The organism is Mucilaginibacter ginsenosidivorax (assembly GCF_007971525.1).
GTDB classification, from domain to species: domain Bacteria; phylum Bacteroidota; class Bacteroidia; order Sphingobacteriales; family Sphingobacteriaceae; genus Mucilaginibacter; species Mucilaginibacter ginsenosidivorax.
In genome coordinates this window covers 7,519,186-7,540,995 of sequence record NZ_CP042437.1, presented here as the reverse complement: position 1 = coordinate 7,540,995, position 21,810 = coordinate 7,519,186, and the positions used below count along the sequence as shown (strand labels likewise).

General features: G+C 42.3%; 21 protein-coding genes and 1 riboswitch. Of the genes, 14 read left to right on the top strand and 7 right to left on the bottom strand.

Annotation, left to right across the window (positions count from 1 at the left end; genetic code table 11):
• Positions 1–158 precede the first annotated feature (158 nt).
• Positions 159–827: a basic secretory protein-like protein gene (locus tag FSB76_RS30970; RefSeq protein ID WP_147060455.1), complete on the bottom strand. Its 669-nt coding sequence runs from the start codon at positions 825–827 to the stop codon at positions 159–161.
• A gap of 140 nt (positions 828–967) precedes the next feature.
• Between FSB76_RS30970 and FSB76_RS30965 the strand changes: the two genes are divergently transcribed.
• Entirely contained in the window at positions 968–2,032 is a 1,065-nt protein-coding gene (locus FSB76_RS30965) for a M20 family metallo-hydrolase (RefSeq protein WP_147060453.1), read from the top strand.
• Positions 2,033–2,131: 99 nt separating this feature from the next.
• Here FSB76_RS30965 and FSB76_RS30960 read toward each other — a convergent pair whose 3' ends face one another.
• Positions 2,132–2,848 carry a ZIP family metal transporter gene (locus FSB76_RS30960; RefSeq protein ID WP_147060451.1) on the bottom strand — a complete coding sequence of 239 codons (717 nt, stop codon included), beginning with the start codon at positions 2,846–2,848 and terminating at the stop codon, positions 2,132–2,134.
• On the bottom strand, positions 2,848–3,411 hold the full coding sequence (locus FSB76_RS30955) for a phosphatase PAP2 family protein (protein ID WP_147060449.1): 564 nt from the start codon (positions 3,409–3,411) through the stop codon (positions 2,848–2,850). The genes FSB76_RS30960 and FSB76_RS30955 overlap by 1 nt, the downstream gene beginning before the upstream one ends.
• Positions 3,412–3,690: 279 nt before the next feature.
• On the opposite strand from FSB76_RS30955, the gene glmM reads away from it, so the two are divergent.
• The 4 genes from glmM to FSB76_RS30935 all read left to right on the top strand — a co-directional run bounded on the left by glmM (position 3,691) and on the right by FSB76_RS30935 (position 7,671).
• Entirely contained in the window at positions 3,691–5,073 is a 1,383-nt protein-coding gene (gene glmM / locus FSB76_RS30950) for a phosphoglucosamine mutase (protein WP_147060447.1), read from the top strand.
• 183 nt (positions 5,074–5,256) lie between these two features.
• Positions 5,257–6,393 carry a cysteine desulfurase family protein gene (locus FSB76_RS30945; protein WP_147060445.1) on the top strand — a complete coding sequence of 379 codons (1,137 nt, stop codon included), beginning with the start codon at positions 5,257–5,259 and terminating at the stop codon, positions 6,391–6,393.
• A gap of 368 nt (positions 6,394–6,761) precedes the next feature.
• The gene (locus FSB76_RS30940; RefSeq protein ID WP_147060443.1) at positions 6,762–7,157 is read left to right on the top strand and encodes a hypothetical protein; all 396 of its coding nucleotides are present in this window, start codon (positions 6,762–6,764) and stop codon (positions 7,155–7,157) included.
• Between the two features lie 295 nt (positions 7,158–7,452).
• Positions 7,453–7,671 carry a hypothetical protein gene (locus FSB76_RS30935; protein WP_147060441.1) on the top strand — a complete coding sequence of 73 codons (219 nt, stop codon included), beginning with the start codon at positions 7,453–7,455 and terminating at the stop codon, positions 7,669–7,671.
• A 98-nt stretch (positions 7,672–7,769) separates the two neighbouring features.
• Here FSB76_RS30935 and FSB76_RS30930 read toward each other — a convergent pair whose 3' ends face one another.
• From FSB76_RS30930 to FSB76_RS30915, 4 genes are all read right to left on the bottom strand, one after another.
• Positions 7,770–8,981 carry a homoserine dehydrogenase gene (locus tag FSB76_RS30930; protein ID WP_147060439.1) on the bottom strand — a complete coding sequence of 404 codons (1,212 nt, stop codon included), beginning with the start codon at positions 8,979–8,981 and terminating at the stop codon, positions 7,770–7,772.
• Entirely contained in the window at positions 8,981–10,036 is a 1,056-nt protein-coding gene (locus FSB76_RS30925) for a homoserine O-acetyltransferase family protein (protein WP_147060437.1), read from the bottom strand. The genes FSB76_RS30930 and FSB76_RS30925 overlap by 1 nt, the downstream gene beginning before the upstream one ends.
• Positions 10,037–10,122: 86 nt before the next feature.
• Positions 10,123–11,442, bottom strand: coding sequence for an O-acetylhomoserine aminocarboxypropyltransferase/cysteine synthase family protein (locus FSB76_RS30920; RefSeq protein WP_147060435.1), 1,320 nt, complete (start codon positions 11,440–11,442; stop codon positions 10,123–10,125).
• Between the two features lie 247 nt (positions 11,443–11,689).
• A riboswitch (SAM riboswitch) is annotated at positions 11,690–11,800 on the bottom strand.
• A gap of 244 nt (positions 11,801–12,044) precedes the next feature.
• On the bottom strand, positions 12,045–13,160 hold the full coding sequence (locus tag FSB76_RS30915; RefSeq protein ID WP_147060433.1) for a trans-sulfuration enzyme family protein: 1,116 nt from the start codon (positions 13,158–13,160) through the stop codon (positions 12,045–12,047).
• A 97-nt stretch (positions 13,161–13,257) separates the two neighbouring features.
• On the opposite strand from FSB76_RS30915, the gene FSB76_RS30910 reads away from it, so the two are divergent.
• The 9 genes from FSB76_RS30910 (at position 13,258) to FSB76_RS30870 (ending at position 21,675) form a co-directional block, all read left to right on the top strand.
• Positions 13,258–13,809 (top strand): hypothetical protein, encoded by a 552-nt coding sequence (locus tag FSB76_RS30910; protein ID WP_147060431.1) that lies wholly within the window; start codon positions 13,258–13,260, stop codon positions 13,807–13,809.
• Positions 13,810–13,922: 113 nt separating this feature from the next.
• The gene (gene mqnE / locus FSB76_RS30905) at positions 13,923–15,119 is read left to right on the top strand and encodes an aminofutalosine synthase MqnE (RefSeq protein ID WP_147060429.1); all 1,197 of its coding nucleotides are present in this window, start codon (positions 13,923–13,925) and stop codon (positions 15,117–15,119) included.
• A gap of 100 nt (positions 15,120–15,219) precedes the next feature.
• The gene (locus FSB76_RS30900) at positions 15,220–15,837 is read left to right on the top strand and encodes a histidine phosphatase family protein (RefSeq protein ID WP_147060427.1); all 618 of its coding nucleotides are present in this window, start codon (positions 15,220–15,222) and stop codon (positions 15,835–15,837) included.
• Positions 15,838–15,852: 15 nt separating this feature from the next.
• Positions 15,853–16,602, top strand: coding sequence for a menaquinone biosynthetic enzyme MqnA/MqnD family protein (locus FSB76_RS30895; RefSeq protein WP_147060425.1), 750 nt, complete (start codon positions 15,853–15,855; stop codon positions 16,600–16,602).
• A gap of 309 nt (positions 16,603–16,911) precedes the next feature.
• Positions 16,912–17,775 (top strand): SDR family oxidoreductase, encoded by an 864-nt coding sequence (locus FSB76_RS30890; protein ID WP_147060423.1) that lies wholly within the window; start codon positions 16,912–16,914, stop codon positions 17,773–17,775.
• 352 nt (positions 17,776–18,127) lie between these two features.
• Complete coding sequence (locus FSB76_RS30885) at positions 18,128–18,565, top strand: DUF5990 family protein (RefSeq protein WP_147060421.1); 438 nt, start codon at positions 18,128–18,130, stop codon at positions 18,563–18,565.
• Positions 18,566–18,694: 129 nt separating this feature from the next.
• Positions 18,695–19,195: a DinB family protein gene (locus FSB76_RS30880; RefSeq protein ID WP_147060419.1), complete on the top strand. Its 501-nt coding sequence runs from the start codon at positions 18,695–18,697 to the stop codon at positions 19,193–19,195.
• A gap of 315 nt (positions 19,196–19,510) precedes the next feature.
• On the top strand, positions 19,511–20,116 hold the full coding sequence (locus FSB76_RS30875) for a TetR/AcrR family transcriptional regulator (protein WP_147060417.1): 606 nt from the start codon (positions 19,511–19,513) through the stop codon (positions 20,114–20,116).
• Between the two features lie 428 nt (positions 20,117–20,544).
• Positions 20,545–21,675, top strand: a complete 1,131-nt coding sequence (locus FSB76_RS30870; protein ID WP_147060415.1) for an efflux RND transporter periplasmic adaptor subunit — start codon at positions 20,545–20,547, stop codon at positions 21,673–21,675.
• The last annotated feature ends 135 nt before the right edge of the window (positions 21,676–21,810 follow it).

The window sequence follows — 21,810 nt, the reverse complement described above, 5'->3', positions numbered from 1 at the left end:
AAATTTGAGAATTTGAAGATTTGAAAATTATTTGTCTGAAACCGGAATTTATCGAATTGCGGAATTATTTGAATTCTCAAAATTCTGGAAATTCAAATAATTCGATAAATTCCGGTTCAGACTAATTCTGTTAATTCTAAAATTCTGAAAATTCTGATTCAGACAACTGGGTTAGCTGAATAATCTTTCCACAACTCATCCAATGTTTTACCGGTTTGTTGTTTCCAGGTATCGTCGGTAAAGGTATGGTCGCGCATTTTGCTATCGAAAGTTTTCACAATTCCGGGCTTGCTTTTTTCAAGCCAGGCCAGGAAACGCGCTGTAACCCGGTAGCTGTTGTCATAGTTTTGAGTGGCCTTATAGGCCGGTAACGACCAGTTGGCTGCCGGGTTATTAACGCCAAATTTAAACCGTGCATAATCGGCAATACCTTCTGTTAACCAGCCCGGGCCGGTGCTTTGGCCATAATCCTGCACAATGTGCATTACCTCGTGCGTTACCACATCAATATCCTCCGGGCGTTGGTGCATCCAGCGCGAGCTTATGGTTACAATGCCGTTTGCGGTTTCGGCAACGCCTTTGTAACTGGTATCTATAATCATGGTAACTGCCTTCAGTGTTTTTTTGTTGTAGGCATTTGCCAGTTCAGGATATACTTTATAAAATGTGTTTATCAGTCTGGTTTTCAGCGCAGTATCAAGCGTATTGTCATAGTTGATAAAAGTAAGCTTGTAACCGTTTTTGTTGTAGTTGCTGGTTTGCTGGGCGTAGGAAGTGCCTGCCATCAGCATTAAAAATAAGATAGATAAGATTGATGTTTTTTTCATTGTTTTGGATAAATAGATTGAATTTCAAAACTACAATTTTAATTTAAACCCGAATATTAATACCATTCGTTTATCAGTATCGTTACATAAAAAGTTATTAATTTTGCCCGCATAACATTCATGGGATTATCCCGATATCTATGACCGATAGCAACAATTTATACCAGTTGGCAGTTACATTACTGCAGCAGCTGATATCTATACCATCATTCAGTAAAGAAGAAGACCGTACAGCCGATCTGATTAACGAGTTTTTACAACAACATGGCGTAACCACCCATCGCAAGCTTAACAATATCTGGGCATGGAACAGGCATTTTGATCCGGCAAAGCCAACCATACTGCTCAACTCACATCATGATACCGTGAAACCCAATTCAGGTTACACACGCGATCCATATGATGCCAAAATTGAAGACGGCAAACTATTTGGCCTTGGCAGTAATGATGCAGGCGGTTGTCTGGTATCGTTAATAGCTGTATTTCTTTATTTTCACGACAGGGAAAACCTGAAATATAATTTTTGCCTGGCTACCACTGCCGAAGAAGAAATCTCGGGCGTAAACGGACTTGAACTCATTATCCCCGACCTGGGTAAACTTGATTTCGGTATAGTAGGAGAGCCTACCCTGATGCAGCTGGCCATTGCCGAACGTGGCTTAATGGTGTTGGATTGCACCGCTCATGGCCGCGCCGGGCATGCTGCCCGAGAAGAAGGCGAAAATGCCATCTATAAAGCATTAACAGATATTGAATGGTTCCGCAGTTTTAAGTTCCCCAAAGAATCGGAAGTTTTTGGGCCCATAAAAATGTCGGTTACCATTATCAACGCAGGTTCGCAGCATAATGTGGTACCGGCAAGTTGTGTGTTTACGGTTGATGTTCGGGTTACAGATGCCTACCGCAATGAGGAGGTTCTGGAAATCATCCGCCAGCACGTAAGCTGCGAGGTAAAGCCAAGATCTATCCGCCTTAAACCATCATCAATCCCCAAAGAGCATGCTATTGTGCAAGCCGGTATAGCTTTAGGCCGCACAACGTATGGCTCTCCAACCACCTCAGATCAATCGTTGCTGGATATCCCATCAATCAAAGTTGGCCCCGGCGATTCGGCAAGGTCACATACTGCTGACGAGTTTGTATATGTAGATGAAATAAGAGAAGGTATTGAGCTGTATATTAAAATGTTAGAGAGTATTAATTAGCGCATAGCGCCTAAGCCCCCTACCCCCCTGAAGGGGGAACAATAGTTGCAAATTCAAATTAACAATTCAAAAAGTTCCCCCTTCAGGGGGTTAGGGGGCTTAATGGGTTAGGGGGCTTCCCGCCAACGCAATGGCAACTCCCAAAAGAACAGCCGCCATTTTTCGTAAGTTAAATTTGTGATCGGCGCTTGATTCAAATAATATGGTGGTGGATATGTGCAGGAAGACACCAATTACCACGCCCATTATCCTGTTAAAGTAATGCTGCAGGTTACCAATATTACTGGTGCTTAAGGCATTACTAAAAAAGTAGCCCGCCGGCGCCATTACGGCGAATAACAAAATAAAAAAAACGGTTTTATTACGGCCTTGCTTGTTGGTGAGCAGCACAGTACCTAAAGCAAACGCTGCCGGTATATGGTGCAGTGCTATGCCATAAACCAACTGATCCTGGTTGCCCTGCGCCAATGGCATCCCCTCCAAAAAAGCGTGCAGGCAAAGGCTCACCATAATACCCACCGGGAAAGTTACCAGGTCGTGCTGGTGTTTGTGCATGTGGCCGTGCTCAATGCCGTCAGAAAACAGCTCTAAAACAATCTGGAAAAGAAAACCAATCAGGATAAACACCCCCACATAATTATCATTGCCGTGGTAAGCATCGGGTATTAAATGCAAAACCGTTATGCCAAATAGGTATGCCCCGCTAAACGATAGCACAAGTTTGAGCATTTTATGATTATCGCCCCTGAATAAAAAAACAGATAGGCCACCAAAGGAGGCGCTTAAAAATAACAGTAAAACTTTCCAGATCTCCATTAAAAGGCAGGTTGTATTTTTTTGAAAATATAGGCAAACAGCATCCCCACAAGCGAGCCGTAAATAGCCCCGCAAATTACATCGACAGGGAAATGAACTCCCACATACACCTGGGCAAATGATACCAGCGCGGCCCAGAAAATTGCAGCAAACCATACCCAGCGCCACTTTTTGCCAAAAACAAGGCATAAAAATATGGCCATGGCAAAATGATCGGTCGCATGGGTTGAAGGGAAGCTGTAACCCGTTCCGCATGGAATGCGGTTAATATCAGTTAAGCCAACAACCGGATCGCGGCAGGGGCGAAGCCTTTGTACCTGGTGCTTAATGAGGGTAGCGCTTGTAAAATCGGCAAAGCCTGCTGTTGTTGCCAACAGGATGATGATAACAGCGCCCACTTTTTTATACCGCCATAATGAAAAAACAATAATGAAAATATAAAGCGGAATCCAGAATTTAGGATTGCGGAACCAGGGCATAACCAGGTCAAAGAACGGGTTGGCCAAATCGTGGTTGATGAAATAAAATAAATGCCGGTCGAGTTGTAAGATGTAATCTGGCATTGATGCAAATTGAATTTTATATTTTCGTTCAAAGTTATTAAATACTTTAAAACAAGTTTTATAACAAGCGCTTAATAAAAACTAAAACATAGGTTAGTTTACATGTCACATGCAGATTGGCCTGTTTAAACGTTAAACTTTAAAAAGGGTAACAACTATAAAGCAGTTTTTAAAGCCGTATAAGGTGTTTTTCGCTGAGCAAACGTTTGCAGAAAAATATAATTTGTACAAGGCAATCGCTTAAATATTTTACTTTTGTGCAACAAAAACATTACAATTTTGACACTTATAAAATCAATTTCGGGAATACGCGGTACCATTGGTGGTACTGCCGGCGATGGTTTAACACCGCTTGATATTGTAAAATTCACATCGGCTTACGGTGCCTGGGCAGTTAAAAAATCAGGGATCAAAAAAATTGTGATAGGCCGCGATGCCCGCATATCTGGCACTATGGTTAATAACCTGGTAGTAGGTACTTTACAAGGCCTCGGCATAGATGTAATAGACCTTGGCCTTTCAACTACGCCTACTGTTGAAGTTGCAGTTACAGGCGAGCAGGCGGCAGGTGGCATTATACTAACGGCAAGCCATAACCCAAAACAATGGAACGCGCTTAAGCTACTGAATGCCGATGGCGAATTTATAAGTGATGCAGATGGTAAAGAAGTACTGGAAATTGCCGAAAACAGCGATTTTAAATATGCCGATGTAAACGACCTTGGTAAGGTTACCCTTGATGATAGCTGGCTGCAAAAACATATCGATCTTGTACTGGCATTGCCGCTGGTTGATGTGGAAGCTATAAAAAAGGCCGATTTTAATATTGTAATTGATTGTGTAAATTCTACCGGCGGTATTTTTGTACCGGCCTTGCTAAAGGCACTGGGTGTAAAAACCATTCACGAATTATATTGCGAGCCCGATGGCAATTTTCCGCATAACCCGGAACCGTTGCCGGAGAACCTCACAGCCTTGTCAAAAGAAGTTTTAAATAAGCGTGCTCATTTAGGTATAGCCGTTGACCCGGATGTTGACCGCCTGTGCTTTGTTTGCGAGGATGGCAATATGTTTGGCGAGGAATATACGCTGGTTGCCGTAGCCGATTACGTGCTGCAGAATAATTTGGGTAATACGGTATCCAACCTGTCGTCGACCCGTGCGTTGCGCGATGTTACCGAAAAGGCCGGCGGCGAATATCACGCGTCGGCAGTAGGCGAAGTGAACGTGGTTAACCAAATGAAAGCAGTTAACGCCGTAATTGGTGGCGAAGGTAATGGTGGTATTATTTATCCCGAAATACACTACGGCCGCGATGCTTTAGTTGGTATTGCCTTATTTTTAACCCACCTTGCTAAATATGGCAAGTCGGTTTCAAACCTGCGTCAGTCATATCCTGGTTATTTTATTTCCAAAAATAAGATCACTTTAACCCCCGAAATGGACATTGACGCCCTTTTGACCAAGGTTGAAGAAAAATACATGAAACAACCGCACTCAACAATTGACGGTTTGAAAATAGAATTTGATAAAGAATGGGTACATTTGCGTCGTTCAAATACTGAACCGATTATCCGTATTTACTCCGAGGGCAATTCAGAAACGGTTGCCAACGGACTGGCAAATAAGATAATCGCGGATATTAAAGAGATTTTGAATTAATTATTGAATTACTGATTTAATGAATTATTGCGTTAGACTTAACCAAATCATTAAGTTGTGATTTAATAAAGAGTTTTTATAAGTTAACTGACCCATTTGTTGAAGGATTGAATTGATGAATTGTTGAGTTTACTCTTCAAATCACTAATTCAGTAATTCAATAAATCAATAATTACTATAACGATGCGTGTTTATTTTGATAATGCTGCTACTACGCCGCTTGACCCTGAAGTTTTAAAAGAAATGTATAAAGTGATGGAAAACCATTATGGTAATCCATCTTCAATTCATTCACATGGGAGGGAGGCGCGTACGCTAATCGAAAGGTCGCGCAAAACCATAGCCGGGCTGCTGCATACTTCGCCTGCTGAAATATTTTTTACCTCGAGCGGCACCGAAGCCGATAACACAGCCATCCGTTGCGGCATTATTGATCATAACATTACCCATGCCATAACCAGCCATATTGAGCACCATGCCGTATTGCATACATTGGAGGCTATGGAAAAATCGGGTGTCATCAAATTAAGCTTTGTTAATATTGACAGTAAAGGCAATGTAGATTACGACCACCTGGAGACTTTATTGAAGGATAATGCCAGGAGTTTTGTATCTATCATGCACGCCAATAACGAGATTGGTACCCTATCGGATATGAACCGCATTGGCGACCTTTGCGAGGCTTATAATGCCATCTATCATTGCGATACGGTACAAACCATGGGGCACTATCAGCATGACCTGAGTAAGCTTAAAACTCATTTTTTGGTTTGCGCCGGTCATAAACTGCATGGGCCTAAAGGCGTTGGTTTTTTACACATTAACCACCGCATTAAAATAAAACCTTTAATATACGGCGGATCGCAGGAGCGTAATATGCGCGGCGGTACCGAAAATATTTACGGCATTGTTGGCCTGGCCAAAGCTTTAGAGTTGGCCTATGCCGAAATGGAGCAACACCAGGCACATATCCAGGGCTTAAAATCATACATGCTGGGCAAACTGGCCAGCGAAATCCCCGGCGTAAACTTTAACGGCGAAACCGACCCTGAAAAGAGTTTATATACTGTACTTAACGTAGCTTTTCCTGAGATGGAAATGGCAGATATGTTATTATTTAATTTAGATATCAGCGGCATATCGGCATCAGGCGGCAGCGCCTGCAGCTCGGGCACCGATATTGGCTCGCATGTACTTACCTCGATAGGAGCAAGCTCGTCAAGGCCTTCGGTGAGGTTTTCCTTTTCCAAATACAACACAAAAGACGAAGTTGATTTCACCGTAGCTAAAGTAAAAGAGCTTTGTTTGGTGAACGCGTAAATTACTCAATGTCAAGTCATAGGGGTAGTAAAATCCGCTGATTCTGAATGGGAATGACATATAAAAAACTGTCATCCTGAGTAACCATCAGGTAAGCTGGAAAAAACAGTGATGACGTTTGTGAAATAACATTTATAAAACCCGTCATTGCGAGGTACGAAGCAATCCCAAACTATGTGGGACTTAGCATGTAGGGGATTGCTTCGTACCTCGCAATGACGGTAGTTTGAAACATTCGTTTAACTAATCGTCGCACTGCACATCTGAAATCTCCATATCTGCCCATTTGTTCTGAAAGTTATTTTCTTAATTAGAAAACAATATGATATTTTAATAGGTTTATTAATTAACAACTAAAATTAAAACCTATGAATATGCATAATGAAACCTGGGAAAACCAGGACAGCGACTACCAAAATACCGGTTCGGATTCTGTAAACAATAACGCCTATAACGCCAACCGCGATTTAGAAGACGATGGCGACGATTTAGACGAAGAGTTTGATGTAACCGATGAGTATCCAAACGAAACACCCGAGGAACGTAAAACCAGAACAGAAGGTGTAGGCAGCCATAGCCAGGCCGAAGTTGATCAGCCAACCAAAAGCGCAGATACATCTTACAGCGAGCAAACCGATGTAACACCGCCAAATAGAAAGGAGTTTCCTTCGGTAGGTCCAGCTAAAACAGATTTTGCCAGCCGCCCTCAGGGCCGCACAACAGGCCGCATGGTAGGGCATGAGCCGGGTACAGAAGGTATATAGGGTTACGAGCTTGAATTATTATTAGCGATAATTATAACATCGTGCCGGCGACCAGCCGGCTTTACTAAACAAACAGAACTCGCTGCTTGAAAATAAGGAGGGGCTATCCATACCGGCCGGCCTCTTCTTTATTACGCTTTCAGGATAATATATAGATCAATAATAAGTTTATATTTTATACAAAGAGGCTAACACCCCAGCTACAAAACAGGGTACCCAGACTTATCACCGACTGAATTCATAGCTATGAATAGTTTTAGAATTAATAACCTAAAATATAAAGGAGGATAAGATCATGAGAAAGTATGGAGAACTAAACCAAAACCAGGCTAACAACACGTGGATGAGGGAGGCTATTATTAATGCAGATATGACGGAGGGTAATCATACGCTTGAAAGGAATGGCCCCAACAGAAAAAACCTAAAAGTTTTACATGAGGACGGTAGCTTTGCCGATCTGCCTGATAATGATATACCAGGAGCAGGTGCACTATCGGGCTGTATAACAAAATAAATTTTTATAACACAAAGACAGGGTACCCAAAACGGATACCCTGTCTTTTGTTATAAACTAACAAAGCAAAATTTGCTTTAAACTATTCAAGCTTTTACTTATATCGATGCCAGGCTAACCCCGGTAAGCTGGCCGGCAAAGGCAACAAACGCCTTTCCTTCGGCTATTTGCAATTGGTTATCAATAAGGCTTTGTAAATTAACTTTTCCGATAACAAATTTATAATTGCCCGAATAGTAGCGTTCTTTTATCGAGATAAATTTCAAATCTTCTACCAACCGCTCATCATCGTATCTTAAATAGATGTCAAACTCCACATCGTTGGTAAATTGAAGTCCTGTTTTTTCTTTGGCTTTTTTGTACTCGTATTGGTAGCTATAGCGCAAAGCAGCTATATCAGATAACACCGCCGAACCGGTAGGGTGGCCACCGGCGCCTTTTCCGAAAAAGAATTGCTGATCGGCAAAGGCGGCTTGTACTGTTACCCCATTGTACTCGTACTCTACGTTATATAAAAACTCGGTGCTGTTAACAAATTTTGGCAATACAAACATGGCCACGTTGCTATCGTCCAATTCTTTAGCTACCGGAACCAGTTTAATTTTCAGGTTCTTTTCGCGGGCGTATTGTAAATCCTGGGCAGCAAGGTTCTGGATGCCCAAATTGAAAACTTCATCTGGCTGAACGATTACGCCATAGGCATGTGCCGCAGCAATAACCAGCTTATATTTGGCATCGTAACCGCCTACGTCGCTGGTAGGGTCGGTTTCGGCAAAACCAAGGTCTTGCGCTTGTTTCAGGGCGCTATCATAATCAAGGCCTTCAATAAAGCCTTTAGATAAAATATAATTTGATGATCCGTTAAAAATTCCGCTTATGGAGTGTAGTAGTTCATTATCATAATACTCTTCCAGGTTACGGATAATAGGGATGCTACCGCAAACCGCACCTTCGTATAATAATGAAGTACCATGTTTGTGCTGTAGCTCAATCAACTCTTCTAAATGAAGCGCTATCATTTTTTTACTGGCCGATACAACGTTTTTGCCACTGCTTAATGCTCTTGATACAATTTCAAAAGCCGCCTCGGTATCGTTAATCAATTCTACAATGGTATTAATCTCCGGGTTGTTTAGCAACTCGTCTCTATCTGTGGTAAATAAATCTGCCGGCAGGGAGCGCTCTTTGTGCGGATCCTTAATAGCAAATTTTACAATTTCGATGTTTAAATTTTTTGTCTTGATGATATCATATAATCCCTGTCCAACTACGCCAAATCCAAATAATCCTATACTTAACTTTTTACTCATTACGCTGTACGTTGCAATTCTATAATTTTTCCTTTTACATCAGTTTTAAAAAACGATGTTATAATATTTGTTAATGCTTCTGTTTCAATTAAAAAGCCATCGTGGCCATAAAACGAATCCAATTCGGCAAAGGCCGATTTGGGAATGTGCCTAAACAGGTATTCCTGCTCTTCGATGGGAAATAACACGTCCGACTTGATGCCGATAACCAAAGTACGGGCCTTGATAAGGCTTAATGCTTTCTCAACACCGTTGCGGCCGCGGCCTACATTGTGCGAGTCCATCACCTTGGTTAAATACCAGTAGCTGTAGGCATTAAACCGGTTCACCAGTTTTTGGCCCTGGTATTCCTGGTAGGTTGATGCCTTAAAATTGTCGGTTTTGCTGTCAATCTCCTCCTGCTGTGTAATACCATAAGTTTTATAAGTACGGTAGGAGAGCAGCGCTATACTCCTGGCAGCCTTTAATCCATTCTGGCCGCCTTCAATAGTGTGGTTGTTAAAAGTCACGTCGGCAGTTAAAGCCAAACGCTGCGACTCATTAAATGCTATGCCCCATGGCGAATGACGCGCGTTGGTAGCTATCAAAATAAGGTTTTTGATACGGTTTGGTTCAATAATACCCCATTCGATAGCCTGCTGACCACCCAATGACCCCCCAATAAGGATATGGATATTGCCGATGCCCAAATGGGCAGCTAATAACTGGTGGGCCTTAACAATGTCCCTGATGGTAAATTGGGGGAATGTTAAAAAATATGGCAAACCAGTTTCAGGATTTGTACTTAACGGATTAGTTGTACCATACGGCGAACCTAAAATATTGGCACAAACTATAAAATGTTCTTCGGGGTTAAATTTATTTGCGGTGCCCACAAAACCTTTCCACCAATCAAAAACATCGGCATTGGCTGTCAGGGCGTGGCATACCCACACCACGTTGTCCCGCTCTTTGTTTAAGCGGCCATACGTATGAAAGCCTATCTCCAGTTGCTGTAGTTGTTCGCCAGATTCCAGCTCAAAAGTTTGTGTGTACTTAAATATTTCTGTATTCATTCTTCTATCATGTTGATAGAAGTGAGTTGTCAGTAGTGAATGGTGAGTTTTTTATTCACTCACCATTCACTGCTCACCACTCACCACTACGCTAATTCGGCTTGCGCCTCTTTTATTTTGGCAAATGCCTGTTCAAAATCTGCTTTTATATCGTCAATATGCTCAATACCAACCGCTACTCTTAACGATGTTGGGGTAACGCCTGCCGATAGCTGTTCTTCATCAGATAGCTGCTGATGTGTTGTTGCCGATGGCTGAATGATCAATGTTTTGGCATCGCCCACATTGGCCAAATGGCTCACCAGTTTCAAGCTATCTATTAATTTACCTGCTGCTTCTTTATCACCATCAATCTCGAAAGACAATACTGCTCCAAAGCCATTTTTCAGATATTTTTTTGCTAATTCGTGGTATGGCGACGATGTTAATCCGGGATAATTTACTGATGCTACCTGCGGATGCTGATCAAGCCATTTGGCCAGTTCCAATGTATTATCTACATGGCGCTGCACCCGTAATGATAGTGTTTCCAGTCCCTGGATGTTGAGCCATGAATTAAATGGGGATTGCGAAGGACCAAAATCGCGCAATCCTTCTACACGGGCGCGAATAATAAATTGAATATTACCAAACGGACCGCCAATGCCAAACACATCTGCAAAAACTAAGCCGTGGTAACCTTCAGATGGCTCAGTAAACTGCGGGAATTTGCCGTTGCCCCAGTTATAAGTGCCGCCGTCAACAATAACGCCGCCAATACTGGTACCGTGGCCGCCAATCCACTTAGTGGTTGATTGTACCACCACGCTTGCGCCATGCTCCAACGGGCGGAATAAATAGCCGCCTGCTCCAAAAGTGTTATCAACTATTAAAGGCAGGTCGTGCTTTTTGGCCAATGCGCCAACTTTATCAAAATCGGCAATTGTAAAGCCCGGGTTACCAATAGTTTCCAGGTAAATGGCCTTGGTTTTATCATCTATTAAAGCTTCAAGGCTTTCGGCGGTATCATCTTTGGCAAAACGCACATCAATACCTAAGCGTTTAAAGGCTACTTTAAACTGGTTGTAAGTGCCGCCATATAAAAAGGGCGAGGTCACAAAATTATCGCCCACCTGTAAAATGTTATTTAACGCTATAAACTGCGCTGCCTGGCCCGATGCAGTGGCTAAAGCCGCAACACCGCCCTCTAAAGCGGCAATGCGTTTTTCAAACACATCGGTAGTGGGGTTCATTAAGCGGGTATAAATATTGCCAAACTCTTTTAGCGCGAAAAGGTTGGCGCCATGCTCGGCGTTTTTAAATACGTACGATGTAGTTTGATAAAGTGGCACCGCGCGTGAACCTGTAGTAGGTTCAACTTCCTGGCCGGCATGTAATTGTAAGGTTTCGAATTTTAAGGCTGACATAGTTGTAGATTTTTAAAAGTTTATAATTAAATTTTGATGTTTAGATGGATTTTTGACAAGCTGGTAAAATGTTTACCAGTTTAACAACACGTATGTTTTCAGGGATTGAAAAAGGAACGTATTAAAGCATCAACAGCAGCAACACATACAAATGCAGCCAATAATTGGACTAATGCGTTGTATATTACCGTTTTGGGTGTTAAAAATGTTGCTTGTAGTAATTGTAATTAAACTTTTCATGGTTATAAATTTATATCCCCCGGTGTTATTTGCCGGGACAGGAATTGGCACCTTCTTCAAAACTGAAGGGTTGCCAGCGGGTCATTGAGCCTGATCTCTCGCCGCTTCTTTATAAATCAATACCCGAACTATGCGGAGAATTGATTGACTATGGTATTGCTACCAAATAATGTTGCGAATATAAGGGGTTATTTATTTAAATACAAAATTTTATTTTTATTAAGAGGCGAAGGGTTAAAGGCGAAAGGTAAAAGGTGAAAGGTAAAAGCCGGACGGCTTGCCTATTGGATCGAGATTATAATCCAAATCCACTCACCTACCTCTTACCTTTAACCTTTCGCCTTTAACCTTTCGCCTTTAACCTAAAAAAGGGCCTGCTCCAAATCATCCACCAAATCATCAATATGCTCTAATCCAACCGAAACCCGCAATAAATTCCGTGGTGTTTTGGTGTCGGGGCCTTCTACGGTTGCGCGGTGCTCAATTAGGCTTTCCACACCGCCTAAGCTGGTAGCTTTGGTAAATATTTTTAATTTATTGATGATGTTGTGCGTATCATTTTCATCTCCTTTAATAATAAACGAAAGCATGCCGCCGAAGGCCAGCATCTGCTCTTTAGCAATTTGATGTTGTGGATGCGATGGCAGGCCGGGATATAATACTTGCTCTACTTTGGGATGCTGTTCTAAAAACTCAGCTAATAGTTGCGTATTGTGTACATGGCCCTTAATCCGGTAGGGCAGGGTTTTAATACTGCGCACCAGCCAATAGCAGTCGGTTGGGGATGGGATAGCGCCACCCATTTCCTGAACCTGTCGTATTTTTGCCCACCAATCGTTTTTTTCGGCGGTTATTAATGCGCCCCCCATCAGGTCACTGTGGCCGCCAAAATATTTGGTGGCCGAGTGCATTACTATATCGGCACCTAAAGCTAATGGTTGCTGGCATATGGGCGTGGCAAAAGTATTGTCAACCACTACTTTAATGTTGTTTGCCCTGGCAAAAGCAACTACTTTTTTTATGTCGGTGATCTTGAGCAATGGGTTTGAGGGCGTTTCCACCCAGATCACCCCGGTTTCGGGCCTGATGTGTTGTATTAAAACTTCGATATCATTAACATCAACAAAATCAAAAGTTAAAATACCCGCAAAGAGGTTTTTAAGCTGATTACGCAAACCGTGGTACATATCATCCGGGCAAATAATATGTGTACCGGGAGCCAGCGACTGGAATACCGACATGCCCGCCGCATTACCCGATGAAAATGAAGCTGCATCGGCGCCACCCTCTAATTTGGCTATAACGTTTTCAAGCAGGGCGCGGTTGGGATTTGATGCCCTGCTATAAATATGCCCGCCGGGAAAGCCGCCATCTTCGCCACGTTCAAAAGTAGTGGACATAACAATGGGGTGTATTACGGCTTTTGATGATCCGTCTACATGGTTTCCTGTGTGTATAGCTATAGTTTCAGTTTTCATTATTGCTGATGTTGTTGTGCCTTCAAAGTAAATAAGATTATTTGTAATGTGTTGTAGCAGGGCGTGTAAATTTTGCGTAATCGTTAAAAAATACAATATGAAAAACCTGCACCTGCTTACAATCGCCCTGCTATTATTAGTCACTGCCTGTAAAAAAGAAAACATCGCCAAACAAAGCGAATACGACACCAGCTATAAAGCCTGGATAAGCTTCAAAAACAGCAGCAAAAATTCTTATTCTTATACAACAACATTTGGTTCGTGGACGGGATATGGCGTAACTATTAACATAGGTGTAAATAATGGTAAAATTGTATCGCGCGATTTTGTGTCCTATAGATATCACCAGGATGGAACCAACGTCAAAGACACTATTAAACAATGGCATGAAGATGCTGCTACCATCAATACACATCCCAATGATGCCGTCGATGCACTGACATTGGATGGTATCTACCTCAAAGCCCGCACCGAATGGCTTAAGGTTGATGCCAAAAACAACAATATTATATTTGAAGCGAAAAACAATGGTTTAATATCAAGTTGTGGCTATGTGCCCAGTGGCTGCCAGGATGATTGCTTTAACGGGGTTACCATTACAACAATAACAGCTTTGTTGGCTAAAAGCCGAAAGCTTTTTGAAATATAGCCTTCTGCTTTAAGCTTTCCCCACTCATAATCTTATTGTAAAGATGCCTCTTGCTTTAGGCCTTTGGCTTTAAGCTTTCCGCTTTTTTAGTACATTTGTTCAAAGTTTTTTGAATGGAAGCTGAGCATAATTTACAGTTATTATTACAAAATCCCGATCTGCCTGCTGATTTAAAGCATATTGCCGAAAAGGTACAGCACAGCGAAAGGATCACCTTTGATGAAGGTGTTACGTTATATGAGCAGGGCGACCTGGGTTACCTTGGTGTTTTAGCCAACTACATCCGCGAGAAGCGCCATGGCGATAAAACTTATTTCAACCGTAATTTCCATATCGAGCCTACCAATCTTTGTGTTTACGATTGCAAATTTTGTTCGTACTCGCGCCTGCTTAAGCAAAAAGCCGAAGGCTGGGAGTATACCATGGACGAAATGTTTAACATGGTAACCAAATACGATGACGAACCGGTAACCGAAGTACATATTGTAGGCGGCGTGCTGCCGCAATACGATGTGCCTTTTTACCAGGAGCTTTTCAGCCGCATACGTGCCCATCGCCCCGAATTGCATATCAAGGCGTTAACACCTGTTGAATACCACTACATTTTCAAAAAGGCAAAAATTGACTACGCCACAGGCATGCGCCTGATGATGGAGGCTGGTTTAGGCTCGATACCGGGAGGCGGCGCCGAGATTTTCCATCCCGAGGTTCGTGACCTGATTTCAAAAGATAAATGTACCGGCGACCAATGGCTGGCCATACACGAGGAATGGCATAAATTGGGCGGCCGATCAAACGCCACTATGCTTTACGGCCATATCGAAAAATTCCATCACCGGGTTGATCATATGGAACGCTTGCGCCAGCTACAGGATAAAACAGGTGGTTTTCAAACATTTATCCCGCTTAAATTCCGCAACCAGGATAACCAGATGTCGCACGTGCCCGAATCAACTGTTGTTGAAGATTTGCGTAACTATGCCGTCGCGAGGATCTATTTGGATAATTTCGATCATATTAAGGCCTATTGGGCCATGATCAGCCGCACCACGGCGCAGCTTTCGCTTAATTTTGGGGTAGATGATATTGACGGTACGCTTGATGATACCACTAAAATTTACTCGATGGCAGGTGCCGAAGAGCAGCACCCCGGCATGAGCACCAAACAACTGGTTGAACTGATAAAGCATGTAGGCAGGTACCCTATTGAGCGCGATACGCTTTATAACGTAGTTACCGATTACAATGATTTTGAATTTCCTGAAACCCAGCCCAAGCCACAATATTACAAGCTGCCGGTAATAAATTAGCTGAAGGCTCAAAGCAAAAAGCTTTTTAATAAAAGTTAAAATATGAAACCAGCGAAAAGCTTTAAGCCTTCTGCTTTAAGCTTTTCGCTTCAACAAAAAAATGCAAAAAACCTTATACATAGTTCGTCACGGCCAAACTGAGTACAACAAATTGGGAATTATCCAGGGCAGGGGCGTTGATACCGACCTGAACGATGAAGGCCGCAAACAGGCACAACAGTTTTATGCGGCTTATAAAGATGTACCTTTTGATAAAGCATATATATCGGCACTAAAACGTACAATGCAAAGCATTCAGCCTTTTTTGGATGGCGGATTGCCTTTTGAAAAGCTTTCCGGTCTTGATGAGCTGGCCTGGGGTATTCACGAGGGGCAACTACCCACACCGGAAAACAAAGCTGCTTTTTTGCAAATTATGCGCGATTGGCTGGATGGAAACCTGGATAGCAAATTTGAAGGCGGCGAAAGCCCCAACGAAGTAGAGATCCGTCAGCGTGAAGCTTTGAAGGTGATCATGAGCCATCCCGAAGAAAAAACCGTACTGGTTTGCATGCATGGCCGCGCCATGCGTTTATTGCTTTGTATTTTAACAGGCAAGCCACTAAGCGAAATGGATAACTTCCCGCATCAAAATTTGGTTTTATACAAAGTTGTTTATGATGGCCAGCAATTTGCCATTGTAGATTTTAACAATGCCGAACATTTAAAACAATCCTGAAAGAGAACGTTTCTTGTGAAAAAGATCAGAATATCAGCAGTAAGCTACACCAATACCAAACCTTTTATATACGGCCTTCAGCATACCGGTTTTGTAGATAAAATAGAACTAAGCCTGGACACCCCGACTGATTGTGCCCAAAAACTTATTGACGATGTAGCAGACATCGGCCTTATCCCTGTGGCGGCCACATTAAGCCTGCCCAACTGGGAAATAGTATCCGATTACTGCATTGGTGCCGTTGGTGCAGTAAACTCAGTATTTATATTCAGTAATTGCCCGGTACATGATATTAAATACCTGCAGCTTGATCCCGAATCGCGCTCATCTAATAACCTGGCACGTGTGCTGCTCAAAAACTATTGGAAAATCAGTCCGGAATTAATTGAGCGTGCGCCAAACTACAGTCTGTCGACCGAGCCAGACACGGCTTTTGTTCAAATAGGCGACCGTACATTTGGTAAAAAAGACCAGTATAAATATGTATATGATTTGGCCGAAGAATGGCAAAAGTTTACAGGCCTGCCGTTTGTGTTTGCAGGTTGGATAGCCAATAAACCAATCCCGCATGATTTTATGCTGGAATTTAACGCCGCCCTTAAATACGGCCTCGACCATCGGCAGGAGCTATTTAAAGAGCTGCCCATGCGCGATGACTTTGATATTGTTGATTACCTGATGGTAAAAATTGATTTTGATTTAACCGAAGGGAAGAAGAAGGCGCTGTATATGTTTTTAGACTACATTAAGCAATTAAACGATTAATACAGATTTTCAATTTTATGTAAAGACGCGTTACATGCGTCTTTTTTTTTGCGCAGAATTTTGGCTTAACCGCGATGTATCAGGTTATGGGATGGGGCAAGATTTATTGAAAAACGTATACCTGTTTCATTAACCAGTAATAAGACAAAACCTAAAAAAACGAATCTACCCAATCCCAGCTCAGACAATTTCATCTACATCCCCTGATTTTCTTGACAAATGTCAATGCTCTTTTTTGCCATTTGTCATTTGGCGGCATTTTGCATTGGCTCACCTTTGTTGTGTAAATAACACATAACAATAAACAAAATGAATAAGATAATTTTAATAACCGGAACAAGCACAGGCTTTGGTAAACTAATGGTGCAAACCTTATCAAAAGAAGGCCACACAATTATTGCTGCCATGCGCGGCACTACCGGTAAAAACCAAACCGTAGCCAATGAACTGGCCGCGTTGCCTAATGTAGATGTAGTAGAACTGGATTTAACCAGCGACGAATCGGTAAAAAATGCATTTGCCCAATCATTGGCCAGGTATGGTAAAATAGATGTACTGGTAAACAACGCCGGCGTAGCCGGGTTCGGCCTGGCCGAAGCTTACACCATTGAACAGGTGCGGAATTTATTCGAGGTGAACTTTTATGGAGTATTGCGTACATATGATGCTGTGCTGCCATCAATGCGGGCAAACAAAAGCGGGCTTATCATCAATCTATCTACCGGTGCAAGTGGCTTTACATTGCCTTTTATGGTGCCCTATATGGCGTCAAAATTTGCAATGGAATCGCTGGTTGAAGGTTTTAGTCATGAATTAAAATCCTACGGTATCGAAAATGTTTCTGTTCAAAGCGGCGTTTACCCAACTGAAATGACCAATGGTACAAAAGCCGGTTTTAATGCCGACAAAGAAGATATCATTGCAGCTTACGGCGAAGAAGCTGTCAACGCCTTCAATACCATGGGTAGCGCGATGTTTGGAAAAATGGCCGAATTTAATATGAACCCGCAAACCATTGCCAACGGCATACTTGATTTAATTAATCTGCCCGAAGGCGAACGCCCTTTACGTTACCCCTTAGATGCCATTGCCCAGGGTACAGATCATGAGTTTGTAAAATCGCGTGCCGGGATTAAAGATAAGTGGGCAAAAAATTACGGGTTTAGTTTATAAGTAATATCTTCGGATATGCAGATTCGGATATGCAGATTACAGATTTCAAATGTGCAGATGAATTAGAAAAAGATGTGCAGATGTGCAAATTTCAAATGTGCAAATGAAATAAAAAATGAGCTTCACCCTCCTTGAGGCTTTGGCAGGAGAGAGAGTGGACCGGCGAAGCCTGGTCGGCGTGAGTCGACGCCAGCGTTCAAAGCCGATGATTATGTGAAACGGAAATCGTCATCGTCAATAGGGCAAAATCGCGGGTTATGCAGGTACATCTTGCATAGCTCACGATTTTGCTATTATATTGCCAACTAAAACCGCAATCAAAAACATTACAGCAACCAAATCAAATAACACCATGGAACTATCGCTTCATATTATCCTCGAAAAGCCTACTGCCGGCGTGGCTTTTGGTTTACAAAAGGGATCGGGCAATAAATATGAAACTGTACAAATCCAACAAACGGATTCAGGTAATCTGGATTTTTATTTAACGGTAACCACAAAAGGGGATAGGCTTAAAGATGCTTTGCCAAGGTTTGGCGGGCCATTTATACAAGGCCCCTATATGGGCAACTTTATCTACCTTGATATAGGCACGCTGGCCGGGCAAGTTAGTCCCTGGAACAGGAGGCTCAAAATTCCAATGGCCGGAATAACCTGGGAGATCATCGATCAACTAAGTGCAGATGTGGCCTTAATGCTCAAAACAAACGTAGCCGGGACCGCCAAAGACGGCAGCCCCAATTGCGCTACAGTAAAGCCATTTAATGGCTGGCGGGTAGTTTCAAAATAAGTCAACATCACTAAGTCGGAAGTCATAAAGCAATCTTATTTCTTTACTTACAACTTGTGACATTGGGCTGAAGAATAAGAGTCAATTTATCGAGGACACAACCTTATATTTATCAAAATAAATCCTATCATGGAAATTCAACAGGAAACAACCACCGCTTTATTCATTAAAATAGCCATATCAAACTGGGAGTTGCAAAACACCCGCCTTAACGCGTTGCTGGAGAAGCTAACCGACGAGCAAATTGCCGGCTTTACCGCGCCCGACCGCAACAGCGGCACCTATCTTTTAGGACATTTAACCGCAGTAAGCGACGCCCTATTCACCTATTTAGAACTTGGCGACCGGCTTTACCCGCAGCTGGATGAGATATTCCTGAAAAATCCCGACACCTCTGGCCTGGAAAAGCCGCCTATAGCCGATATCAAAGCGGCCTGGCACCACGTAAACACTACTCTTAAACAAAAATTTGATGCCATGCAGCCCGAAGATTGGTTTACCAAGCACAGCGCAATATCTGCCGAAGATTTTGCAAAAGAACCACATCGCAACAAACTAAATATCCTCATCAACAGAACAGTTCACCAGGGCTACCACATGGGGCAACTGGCCTATTTGGTGAAAAAATAGAGGTAAGAATCAGAGTCAAGAATCAAGAGTCAAGAGTCAAGAATCAAGACGATCGAAGTTTTAATCATAAACGAAGTATTTTGTTCTAAAAGAGCAAATGTTTTCATTTTTTCAGATATAGGTGTGAGCTGATGCCGTGTCTTCAATGAGATGGTTATTTGCAGCTGTCTTAATTTTTGATTCTTAACTCTTGACTCTTTTTCCCCCTCCTCCTGACAATTCCATGATCTCAATTTGACAAACAGATGGTACTATGCCTAAATAAACAGCTGTATATTTGCTTAACGCTGTTAAATAATTTAAGGCGTAAATAAAATGGCCAGTAAAGAACGTATTCAACGCTTAAAAGACGAAACCAGGGTCAATATCCTGGATGCCGCTCTCCAGATTGTTAAAGAGGAGGGATGGCAGGCTTTAAGTATGCGTAAAATTGCCGATGTAATTGAATACACCGCACCTATTATATATGAATATTACGCTAATAAAGAAGCTATTTTGCTGGAACTTGCCCGCAAAGGTTACCTGTTATTAGCCAAAGACCTTAGGGCAGCTCACGAACAACACGCACTGCCAGAAAAACAATTGGAGGCCATGTGGCTTGCTTACTGGAATTTTGCCTTCGCCAATAAAGAACTTTACCAGATTATGTTTGGCGTAACTACCAATTGTTGTTGCGAAGAAATAAACAAACTGGAGGAATCTGTGATGCCCTGGGACTTGTTTACCGATGTAATAGGCAAAGTAATGCATATAGACAATCCGGAGTCGGATGTTATCTGCACCAAATATTACACTTTTTGGTCGGTAGTTCACGGGTTGGTATCCATCAACTTATTAAGTCGTGGTTCATCAGACGATATTAACCGCCAGGTACTAATGGATGCCATAACAGGTATCATCAGGTCGATAAAACCTGAGTAATTTTTGCTCAAATAATAACGGTGTTAAATTATTTAACGCTGTTAAATGAAAATTAAGTCAATATAAAATAATTAACAACACAACCATGGATATCAACTTCTACATAGCATTAGTTAACAGTGTTAAATTATCTAACAATCAAACTAATGCTGGTTTAACAACTAAACGTTAGCTCCGTTAACCAATACGCTTATAACAGCAGGTTAGCATCATCTAATCCCGCCAAGGAGAGGACTTTAAAAAACATGCAAATCAAAAACCCTCTCCTTTAAAGAGGGCAGGGTGAGGCAAAAATTTAACGGTTATCATTTCAATAAAAATAGCACATATATAGTATTTCAATAATGAAAACAATTAACTCCACATATATCTACCCGCCGCAAGGCATCAAATCACTACACTATCTATCACCTTTAAAATTAAGTATTATGAAAATTATCCCATTAGCGCTTTTAGCACTTACATTATATGGCTGTTCGCCCAAGCCGCAAACGCAGCAGGCGCCGCCACCACCGGCACTACCCGTTGCCGCAATAGCATCAGGCACACAAACTACTTACCAGGAATATCCGGCATCAATAGAGGGTACTGTTAACGTAGAAGTTCGCCCACAGGTAAGCGGCGCTTTAGACAAAGTATTTGTTGACGAAGGTGCCTTTGTAAGCGCCGGCCAGCCTATATTTAAAATAAACGAGCAGCCTTATCGCGCCGCCTTAAACAACGCCCTGGCAAGCTTACACGCGGCCGAAGCTGCTGCAGGCAACGCGCAACTTGAAGTTGACAAGCTTACACCGCTGGTTGAAAACAAGGTAGTATCTGATTACCAGTTAAAAACCGCAAAAGCCAGCCTACAGGTTGCTAAAGCCAATATCGAATCGGCTAAGGCAAATGTATCAACCGCACAAATTAATTTAGGCTATACCTTAATAAAAGCACCGGTTAGCGGCTACATCGGTCGTTTACTGAAAAAACAGGGAAGTCTGGTTACTCCGCAGGATGTAGACGCTTTAACACAGTTATCTGATGTGCATGATGTACATGTTTACTTTTCGTTAGGCGAAAAAGATTTCGTAGCCTTTAAAGAACAGTACCCCGGCACAACTTTAAAAGAAAAACTACAGCACTTACCTACGGTATCATTACTATTAGCCGATGGCAGCCAATATGCAAAACAAGGTAAAATAGATGTAATAGACGGCCAGTTTGATAAAAACACAGGCGCTATTACCATCAGGGCAAACTTTGCCAATCCCGATGGTTTATTACGTGCGGGTAACACAGGCAAGGTGCGTTTAAGCTTACAACATACAGATGCGTTAATAGTACCTGAGTCGGCCACCGTCGAAATGCAGGATAAGGTGTTTGTTTTTGCCCTTGCCGATAGCAACAAAGTGAAAAAAGTACCCATCAATATTGTAGGTAAAAGCGGCGAAAATTACCTGGTTAAAGATGGCCTTAAAGCCGGCGACCAGATTGTACTGAGCGGCATGGACCACTTAGCCGAAGGTATGGTAATAGCACCTCAAAAAGCTACCGATAAGGTTGCCGCTTTAAAATAAGAGTCAAGAGTTAAGAATCAAGAGTCAAGAAGCTGCAAAAGCAGGCTTATTACCCTTGGTTCTACACTCTGAGAGAATCAAAATCAGTTTAGAAACGGGTTAAGGCTGGAATATAGACGATAGACAGGTTTTCTG

Coding starts and splice junctions, on each gene's coding strand:
- FSB76_RS30970 (WP_147060455.1), bottom strand. CDS start 827: ATGAAAAAAACATCAATCTTATCTATCTTATTTTTAATGCTGATGGCA.
- FSB76_RS30965 (WP_147060453.1), top strand. CDS start 968: ATGACCGATAGCAACAATTTATACCAGTTGGCAGTTACATTACTGCAG.
- FSB76_RS30960 (WP_147060451.1), bottom strand. CDS start 2,848: ATGGAGATCTGGAAAGTTTTACTGTTATTTTTAAGCGCCTCCTTTGGT.
- FSB76_RS30955 (WP_147060449.1), bottom strand. CDS start 3,411: ATGCCAGATTACATCTTACAACTCGACCGGCATTTATTTTATTTCATC.
- FSB76_RS30945 (WP_147060445.1), top strand. CDS start 5,257: ATGCGTGTTTATTTTGATAATGCTGCTACTACGCCGCTTGACCCTGAA.
- FSB76_RS30940 (WP_147060443.1), top strand. CDS start 6,762: ATGAATATGCATAATGAAACCTGGGAAAACCAGGACAGCGACTACCAA.
- FSB76_RS30935 (WP_147060441.1), top strand. CDS start 7,453: ATGAGAAAGTATGGAGAACTAAACCAAAACCAGGCTAACAACACGTGG.
- FSB76_RS30930 (WP_147060439.1), bottom strand. CDS start 8,981: ATGAGTAAAAAGTTAAGTATAGGATTATTTGGATTTGGCGTAGTTGGA.
- FSB76_RS30925 (WP_147060437.1), bottom strand. CDS start 10,036: ATGAATACAGAAATATTTAAGTACACACAAACTTTTGAGCTGGAATCT.
- FSB76_RS30920 (WP_147060435.1), bottom strand. CDS start 11,442: ATGTCAGCCTTAAAATTCGAAACCTTACAATTACATGCCGGCCAGGAA.
- FSB76_RS30915 (WP_147060433.1), bottom strand. CDS start 13,160: ATGAAAACTGAAACTATAGCTATACACACAGGAAACCATGTAGACGGA.
- FSB76_RS30910 (WP_147060431.1), top strand. CDS start 13,258: ATGAAAAACCTGCACCTGCTTACAATCGCCCTGCTATTATTAGTCACT.
- mqnE (WP_147060429.1), top strand. CDS start 13,923: ATGGAAGCTGAGCATAATTTACAGTTATTATTACAAAATCCCGATCTG.
- FSB76_RS30900 (WP_147060427.1), top strand. CDS start 15,220: ATGCAAAAAACCTTATACATAGTTCGTCACGGCCAAACTGAGTACAAC.
- FSB76_RS30890 (WP_147060423.1), top strand. CDS start 16,912: ATGAATAAGATAATTTTAATAACCGGAACAAGCACAGGCTTTGGTAAA.
- FSB76_RS30885 (WP_147060421.1), top strand. CDS start 18,128: ATGGAACTATCGCTTCATATTATCCTCGAAAAGCCTACTGCCGGCGTG.
- FSB76_RS30880 (WP_147060419.1), top strand. CDS start 18,695: ATGGAAATTCAACAGGAAACAACCACCGCTTTATTCATTAAAATAGCC.
- FSB76_RS30875 (WP_147060417.1), top strand. CDS start 19,511: ATGGCCAGTAAAGAACGTATTCAACGCTTAAAAGACGAAACCAGGGTC.
- FSB76_RS30870 (WP_147060415.1), top strand. CDS start 20,545: ATGAAAATTATCCCATTAGCGCTTTTAGCACTTACATTATATGGCTGT.